Source organism: Candidatus Magnetaquicoccus inordinatus, from assembly GCF_004217665.1.
Taxonomy (GTDB): domain Bacteria; phylum Pseudomonadota; class Magnetococcia; order Magnetococcales; family Magnetaquicoccaceae; genus Magnetaquicoccus; species Magnetaquicoccus inordinatus.
This window is the reverse complement of the sequence record NZ_RXIU01000460.1, coordinates 1-1,349: the sequence shown is the minus strand read 5'-3', so window position 1 is coordinate 1,349 and position 1,349 is coordinate 1. Positions and strand designations below refer to the sequence as shown.

Genomic DNA, 1,349 nt, shown 5'->3' with positions numbered 1-1,349 from the left:
CGCGCACGCCGCACCGATTTGTGCCCCGCAGGGGCACTCTTTGGGAGGGCGGACGCCCGACATGCACCGTTTCGCTTGTGGCAACAGTGCGTAAATGTGCACAGGTGCTGGCTCTGACGCTTGTGGCAGCAGTGCGTAAATGTGCACAGGCGCTGGCTCTGACGCTTGCCCGGTTCTTGCTTGTCAGCAGCCAATCAGCAGCGTACTCTGCATCCACACGGTTACCAATCAATCTGCTCATTCCCAGTGTGAGAACAATATGGAAGCGCTTCCTCTACTCTCTATCGGTTTTGGTGCTGCCTTGGGGGCCTGCTTGCGCTGGTGGCTCAGTCTGCTGTTCAACGCGCTCCTCCCCTCCCTCCCCTTGGGAACCCTGGCCGCCAATCTGCTGGGTGGCTATCTGATCGGCTTGGCACTCCCCTTCTTTACCCAACATCCCGCCCTGCCACCAGAAATCCGTCTGTTTCTCATCACCGGCTTTCTGGGAGGCTTGACCACCTTCTCCACCTTCTCTGCCGAGGTGGTTGGACTACTCTTGCAACAGGAGTTTCTCTGGGCCCTGACTGCCGCGGCCAGCCATCTGTTTGGCTCCCTGCTCATGACCCTCCTCGGCATCCTGACCATGAAATGGTTTCTGCCCTGAGCCAACCGGTATCCCTCTCTGCGTTCAGCCCTCTTTGTCATGCAATTGTCTTAAAACAACCCCTTGCCACCCCCTTTTATTAAACTATTGCCATATAGATCACCAGCATGGGGCGGTAATTGGTAACAATTTGTTCATTTTTATTTACAACATTCCTCTTCAAATTATCCCGCATTTCCCCTATCCTGAATAGCAAGTCCCACCCTCTTAACTGACCATGACAAGGAGTCTTCCATGCTTATCATCCTCTCCACCATCACCTTCGGCGTGATCGTGATTGCTGCCTATTGGTATCGTAATCGTCATGATTATCATCACAATGGCAATCCATTGTTCAAATAACCACACCCCGCCACCCCTCCGACTCAGCAGTCGGCAGCGACCCCTTCACTTCCTGCACCCTCTCCAGAGGGAAACCTCTGGAGAGCAAATCATTTTATAACTAAAGATATAAATCTCCCCCCACGCTCCCTTATACCCGCAACAAATTTTACCTACTGCACCTCCACCCTGAGGCTCTCCCCACAAAAGCTCCCATGCTCCAGCAGTTTATTCCACTTCTTAAGATGGCTCCACCCGACTGACAGGGCAAGCGCATTTGCCAATTTCCTCACTGTTGCCACAAGCGAAACTGTGCATGTCGGGCGTCCGCCCTCCCAAAGAGTGCCCCTTTGGGGCACAAATCTGTGCGGCGTGCGCGAATGCT

At 53.9% G+C, this 1,349-nt stretch carries 1 protein-coding gene; it reads left to right on the top strand.

The genetic code is table 11. The features are described from left to right. Window positions 1-259 precede the first annotated feature (259 nt). Window positions 260-643, top strand: coding sequence for a fluoride efflux transporter CrcB (crcB, locus tag EJP87_RS16540; RefSeq protein WP_130472938.1), 384 nt, complete (start codon window positions 260-262; stop codon window positions 641-643). Window positions 644-1,349 lie beyond the last annotated feature (706 nt).

What these genes read in the sequence shown, in the direction of transcription:
- crcB (WP_130472938.1), top strand. Translation starts at nt 260, where the DNA reads ATGGAAGCGCTTCCTCTACTCTCTATCGGTTTTGGTGCTGCCTTGGGG.